This window comes from Mycobacterium sp. NGS35 (assembly GCF_059812855.1).
The window spans coordinates 496,059-503,804 of record NZ_JCALDL010000002.1 but is presented as its reverse complement, the minus strand read 5'-3'; the positions used below and the strand labels follow the sequence as shown (position 1 = coordinate 503,804).

Below are 7,746 nucleotides of genomic sequence, written 5' to 3'. Positions count from 1 at the left end.
CGTCAGCACCGCCCGGTTACCTAACTCATCCAGCCGGGCATATTCCTGCTCATCGAGCACATCGATCGTCGACAACCGCCGCGCCGGATCAGCGGTGATCGCCGCCAACACCCGCCGCAGTCGCTCGATCAACACCTCGATGCTGGCCGCGTCGAACACGTCGGTGCGGAACTCCACCGACCCACCGATGCCCGCGGGCTCACCCGTAGCTCTCCAGCGCTCACCGAGGGAGAACCCCAAATCCATTCTCGCGGCACGGGTTTGCACCGGCAGCTGGCTTACCTGCACATCGCCCAATGCCAAGTCAGGCACCGCCGCGTTGCCCTGACCGGTGAAGTTCTGCCAGGCCAACAACACCTGGATCAGTGGGTGATGACTCAGGGATCGTGTCGGGTTGAGCCGCTCGACGAGTACTTCGAACGGCACGTCCTGGTGCTCGTAGGCGGCCAGGCTGCGCTGGCGTACCTGCTCGAGCACCTGCGCGACGGTGGGGTCACCGTCGACCTCGACGCGCAGCACGAGGGTGTTGACGAAGAAGCCGACCAGATCGTCCAGCGCGGGATCGCGGCGCCCGGCAATCGAAAAGCCAACGGCTACATCGGAAGTGGCGCAGATCTTGGACAGCAGGACCACCAACGCCGCCTGCACCACCATGAAGGTGGTGGCATTGTGTTCGCGGGCCACCTCGGCGACCTGCTGCTGCAATTCGGCCGGCCAGTCCACCGCCACGCTGGCCCCGCGGTAATCGGCGACCGCCGGATACGGCCGGTCGGTAGGCAGTGCCAGCCGTTCCGGCAAGTTGACCAACGCGTCCTGCCAGAAGGCCAACTGCGCGTTGATGCGGCTGTCGGGATCGTCGAGATCGCCGAGCTGGGCCCGCTGCCACAACGTGAAATCGATGTACTGCACCGGCAACGGCGTCCACTGCGGTGCCCTTCCTTCGTGGCGGGCCAGGTATGCCTGTCCCAAGTCGTTGACCAGCGGGGTGATCGACCAGCCGTCGGCGGCGATGTGGTGCACCACCGCCACCAGCACATAGTCTTCGTCGGCAAGACGGAAAAGCGTTGCCCGCAAAGGGGTTTCGGTTCCGAGGTCGAACGTGTAGCGGACCTGCTGGCCGATGGCGTCCTCGAGCTGCTGGGCCGGCCAACCGACCGCATCGATGATCCGCCAACCGAAATCGGCCTGCTCGGCCGGTAGTACCACCTGCTGGGGCACACCGTCGGAGGCGACGAACACGGTGCGCAGCGTCTCGTGGCGGGCCACCACATCGGCCAGCGCCGCACCCAACGCCTCGACATCGAGCGCGCCGCGCAGCTGCAGCGCGACCGCCATGTTGTAGACCGGCGATGGGCCCTGCAACTGATCGAGAAACCACAACCGGTTCTGTGCGAATGACAACGGCACCACCGCCGGGCGCTGCACCGCCGTCAACGGCGCGAGCCCACCGGCGGATTGCGTGATACGCGGGGCCAACTCGGCGATGGTGGGCGCCTCGAACAATGCTCGCACCGACACGTCGGCGTCGAATGCGTTGTTGATCGCGGCGACCACCCGCATGGCCAGCAGCGAGTTGCCACCCAACTCGAAGAAGGAGTCGTCAACCCCGACCCGTTCGACACCGAGCACCTGGGCGTAGATGCCGGCCAGCATCTCCTCGGTGAGATTGCTCGGTGCACGGTAGAGGCCGCTCTGATACTCCGGTGCCGGCAACGCCCGCTTGTCGAGTTTGCCGTTGACGGTCAACGGCAGCGCCTCGAGCACCACGATCGCCGCGGGCACCATGTAGGCCGGCAGCCGCTCGCCCAGCTGGGCGCGCACCGCGGCGGGATCTGCGGTGCCGGTGATGTAGCCGACGAGGCGCTTGTCGCCGGGGCGGTCCTCGCGGGCGACGACCGCGGCCTGCTCCACCCCGTCGAGGCTTGCCAGCACGGCTTGCACATCGCCCAGTTCGATGCGATAGCCGCGGATCTTGACCTGCTCGTCAGCGCGGCCCAGATACTGCAACTGCCCGTCGGCACCCCAGCGCACCAAATCCCCGGTCCGATACATCCGCTGCCCGGACCCACCGAACGGGCACGCCACAAACCGCGATGCGGTCAACCCGGCACGGCGCACATAGCCGCTGGCCACGCCGTGGCCGGCCACATACAGCTCGCCGACCGTGCCGGTCGGTACCGGGCGCAACCAGCTGTCGAGCACAAAGAAGGCCGCTCCGGGTGCCGGCGTGCCGATCGGCACCACCGCGGTTCCCGGGCTCAGCGGCGCGCTGAACGACGTGTACCACGTCTCGGTGGGACCGTAGGCGTTGAGCATCAACCGCCCGGGCGCCCAGCGATCCACCAGCTCGGGCGGGCACGCCTCCCCGGCCACCACCAACGCCACCGACTCCAACCCCTGCGGCGACAGCGCCGCCGCAGCCGACGGTGTTTGGTTGAGCACCGTGACCTGCTCGCTCACCAACAGCGCGTGGAAGTCCTCGGGTGAGGCGGCCACTGCTTCGGGCACCACCACCAGCCGCCCACCGCCGAGCAGCGCGTTGAAGATCTCCCACACCGACACGTCGAACGCCAAGGAATGCCACTGCGACCACACCCCATCACGCGGCAGCCCGACGTCCACCGACTCCAGCAGATGCGTCACGTTGCGGTGGGTCAGCGCCACACCCTTGGGTGTGCCGGTGGTGCCCGAGGTGTAGATCAGGTAGGCCAGATCATCGGCGGCCGGGGCCGGCAACGCGGTGCTCGGCTGAGTCTGGATGGCTGGATCCTCGACATCGACGATCGCCACGTCACCGCGGAGGCCGTCGAGCCCCGCCGCTACAGCGGCGGTGCTCACCACCGCGACCGGCTTGGCGTCGCCGAGGATCACCGCGATGCGCGCCTCGGGCACTGCCGGGTCGATCGGCAGATAGGCAGCCCCGGTTTTGAGCACCGCCAGAATTGACACGATGGCCTGCGCGGAGCGCGGCATCAGCAGCGCCACGCCCTGGCCCGGGCGGGCGCCGTAGCTGATGAGCTTGTGCGCCAACCGGTTCGAGGCTTCGTCGAGTTGGGCGTAGGTGAGTGATTGGCCTTGGTCGGTGACGGCGGTGGCGTGCGGGGCGCGGGTCACCTGCGCTGCGAAAAGCGTTGGGATGGAAGGGGTTTGGGGTGCGGGCCGGGTCAGTACCGCCCGGTTGCCGAGCTCGTGGAGGCGGGCCTGGTCGGCGGGGTCGAGCATATCGATGGTCGACAGCGGCTGGCCCGGGTCGGCGGTCATCGCCGCCAGCAGGTGCTGCAGGCGTGTCATCAGCGCCGCGACGGCGGGCTCATCGAAGACGTCTTTGTCGTATTCGAGGCGCAGCCCCAACTCGCGGCCGGGCACCGCGACCACCGACAGCGGGTAGTGGGTGGATTCATGGTTGCTGATGTCGGTGACGGTCAGCCCGGCCGCCCCCGACAGCGCTTCGGTGTCGATCGGGTAGTTCTCGTAGACGAACAGCGTGTCGAACAGCTGCTCGACTCCGGTGAGGCGGTGGATGTCGTGCAGCGCCAGATGCTGATGTTCCAGCGTCTGGTGGTGCGCGGTCTTGAGCTGGTCGAGCAGATCGACGGTGCTGGTGTGCACACCGATGAGGGCGCGCACCGGCACGGTGTTGATCAACAACCCCACCATGGAGTCCGCGCCGGCCAACTCCGGTGGGCGCCCCGACACCGTGAGCCCGAACGCGATGTCGTGCTGGCCGGTCAGCGACGACAGCAGCAGCGCCCACGCGGCCTGCAGCACGGTGTTCGCGGTGGTGTGCTGGCTGCGCGCCAACTCTCCGACCGCAGCGGTGATGTCCTCGGGGATGGCGAACGTTTGTACGCCCCGCTCACCCACGGCCAACCGATCCCCGGGGGTCACCAGGGTCGGGGTGTCGAACCCGGCCAGCACCTGCGCCCATGCCGCACGCGCGGCATCCAGGTCACGCTCGGCCAGCCAGGTGACGAACCGCCGATACGGCACCGGCGCACCCAGCGGTTGCTCGTAGTAACTGGCGAAGATCTCCGCCAGCAGGATCGGCATCGACCAGCCGTCCATCACGATGTGGTGCACGGTCAGCACGAACCGGTGCCGATCGGCGCCGGTGCGCACCAAGGCGGCACGAAACGCCGGCGGATGGGCCAGATCGCACACCGCGACCCGCTCGGCGGCCACCAGCTGGCTGGTCTGCTGCTCGACATCGGGCGCCTCGGCCACATCGACGTAGCGCCATGCCGGCACCGGATCAGCGGGGATGATCTGCACCGGCTGCTCGAAGCGCTCGCAGAACCGCGCCGCCAGGTTCGGATGGCGCCCCACCACGACCTGCACTGCTTGGCGCAGCCGATCGGCATCCAACGGACCGGCCACCATGAAATCGAGCTGCAACGTGTACAGGTCGGCCACCTCACCACCGGCCGCGGCGGTGCTGGCGTGAAACAGCAACCCCTGCTGCAGCGGGGTCAACGGCAAAATGTCGGCGATGCGGTACTGCTCGGCCAGCTCGTCGATCTGCCGCTGAGAAAGCCGAGCCGGCGCAATATCGGAAGGGGTCAACCCGCCGCCGCCGTGGCGCACGTGCGCGCAGATCCCGCGCAGCGCCTCAAACCACAACTCGCTCAACCGGCTGACCTGCGCCTCGCTGAGCACCGCAGGCGCCCACGTCCAAGTCGCGTTGAGGGTGGGGCCCGCTTCGGTGTCCACCGTGGCCGCATTGAGCTCCAGGGTGTGCGCCAACGGCATCGGCACCGCGGCCACCGCACCCGTCGCCGCCAACGCGTCCTGGCTGATCAACCACAAGTCCCCGGACAATTCCGCACCGGCGGCGCCCATCCGGCCCAGATAGTTGAACCCGACCGTCGGATCGGCCCCACCCAACTCGACCTCGCGGTTGAGGTAACGCAACAGCCCGTAGGTCAGCCCGTCGGGCAACCCACGCAGCTGCTCCTTGGCGTCTTTGACCACCGCACCCAACGCGGCGTCCCCGCCCACCACATGACTCCACGACACCCCGCCCGCACGCAGCGCCACCGGATACTTCGTGGTGAACCAACCCACCGTGCGCGACAGGTCCACGTCGTCGAACAATTCCTCGGCGCGGCCGTGGCCCTCCACGTCGATACCCACCGCCGCGCTGCCGGTGCCGAAGAACTCCGCCAACGCCAACCCGAACGCGATCAACAACACATCGTTGACCCCGGCGTGAAACGCCGCCGGCACCTCACCCAGCACCATCCGCGTCGTCTCAGCGTCCAGCGACACCGCCAACGACCCCGCGCTGGCATAGGTGTCGCGGTCGGCCACCACGGGCGCCACCACCGGCGCGGTGGCCGCCACCTGCCGCCACGCCTCGGCCTGCGCCACCACCTTCGGGTCATCGGCATACTCGGCCAAAAGCCTCGACCAGCGGGCAAACGAGGTACCCACCGCCGGCAACGCGATCGGCTGGCCACTGTGGTGCTGCGCCCACGCAATGTTCAAGTCTTCCAACAGGATTCGCCACGACACCCCGTCGACCGCCAGGTGATGAACCATCACCACCAACTGACGCACCGAAGCCACCCACAACGCGCTGAGCATCACCCCCGCTGCCGGGTTCAACCGCTGTCGCGTCGCCACCAACGCCTCATCTGAGATCACGTCCACGGTCTGCACGCACCCAGCCGCATCCACCGATCCCACCGGCGGCACCGACAGCGCCCACCCGCCGGCACCGTCGTCATCGACCCGCAGCCGCAGCGTGGCATGCCGATCCACCAACGCCTGCAACACCACCACCACGTCGGCTTCACCGACCCCGGCCGGGGCCTGCAGCACCACCGTCTGATTGAACTGATCGACCGGACCCTGCACCGTCTGCAACCAGCGAATGATCGGCGTCGCCAGCACCGCGCCGGTGCCCTCATCGGCCACCCCCGCCGCATCCGCGGTGCGCACCACCCGCGCCAGCTTGGCCACCGTCTGCTCGACGAACACATCCCGCGGCTTGCACACCACACCGGCCGCCCGCGCCCGCGACACCACCTGCATCGACAAGATGCTGTCGCCGCCCAACTCGAAAAACGAGTCGTCCACCCCGACCCGCTCCAACCCCAACACCTCGGCGAAGATGCGGGCCAACAACTCCTCGGTGGGCGTGCCCGGTGCCCGATACGCCCCACCGCCATCCACATACTCCGGCGCCGGCAACGCCCGCGTGTCGAGCTTGTTGTTGGCCGTCAACGGCAGCGACTCCAACACCACCACCGCCGCCGGCACCATATAGGTGGGCAGCCGCTCCGCCAGCTGCGCGCGCAGCGCCACCGCATCGACCGCCCCGCTGACCGTCTCGGTGACATAACCCACCAGACGCTTATCGCCCGGGCGGTCCTCCCGGGCGATCACCACTGCCTGCTTGACCCCGTCCAACGCCCCCAGCGCCGACTGCACCTCGCCCAGCTCGATGCGATACCCGCGGATCTTGACCTGCTCATCGGTGCGGCCCAGATACTGCAACTGCCCGTCACTACCCCACCGCACCCGATCCCCGGTGCGATACATCCGCGCCCCCGCACCGCCGAACGGGCACGCCACAAACCGCGACGCCGTCAACCCGGAGCGGCCCACATAACCGTTGGCCACCCCCGCACCGGCCACATACAACTCGCCGGCCACCCCCGCCGGCGCCGGCCGCAGCCACTTGTCCAGCACGAACAACGCCGCCTGCGGCACCGGCGAACCAATCGGCGGCGCGCCCGAACCCGGCCTCAGCGGCGCACTGATCGACACACACATCGTCGTCTCGGTCGGGCCGTAGGCGTTGACCATCACCCGGCCAGCCGCCCACGCATCCACCACCTCCGGCGGACAGGCCTCACCAGCCATCACCAACGCCACCGACTCCAAACCCTGCGGGTCCAAAGCTGAGACCGCCGACGGCGTCTGCGTCAACACGCTGACCTGCTCGGCCACCAGCACATCGTGGAAATCCTCCGGCGAGGCGGCCACCACCTCGGACACCACCACCAGCCGCCCACCACGCAGCAACGCCCCGAAGATCTCCCACACCGACACGTCGAAGGCCAACGAATGACACAACGCCCACACACCCGGCCTGGGCAGACCCGCGTCCAGCGACGCCAACAACTGCGTGACGTTGTGATGCGTCACCGCCACACCCTTGGGCACACCCGTCGTGCCCGACGTATAGATCAGATACGCCACATCATCAGGCGCCGCCAACGCCAACCCCGACACCGGCTCGGCATCGATGCGCGGGTCCTGCGCATCGATCACCGCAACTCCGAACCCATCCAGGCGCTGCGCCAACTCCGCGGTGCTGATCACCGCCACCGGAGCGGCATCACCCAACATGAACTCGATACGCGCATCCGGCACCACCGGATCGATCGGCACATACGCCGCCCCGGTCTTGAGCACCGCCAAAATCGACACCACCGCCCGCGCCGACCGCGACATCAACAACGCCACAGACCGACCAGGCCCAGCACCGCGACTGGCCAATAGATGCGCCAACCGGTTCGACGCCTCATCCAACTCGCGATACGTCAACGACACACCCCCGCCGCTGACCGCCACCGCCTCCGGGGCACGCGCCACCCACTCGGCGAACACCTCCGGAATCGACCGCGCCGGCGGCCCCGGACGAGTCAACACCGCACGATTAGCCCACTCATCCAGGCTCGCGTGCTCACCCTCATCCAGCAGATCAATCGACAACAAACGCCGCGAGGCGCCAGA

1 protein-coding gene is annotated in these 7,746 nt (G+C 68.3%); it reads right to left on the bottom strand.

Annotation, left to right across the window (positions count from 1 at the left end):
- On the bottom strand, positions 1–7,725 hold a 7,725-nt coding region (locus AC5Y4C_RS07350; protein WP_500008151.1), incomplete at its 3' end, for an amino acid adenylation domain-containing protein.
- Between the last annotated feature and the right edge of the window lie 21 nt (positions 7,726–7,746).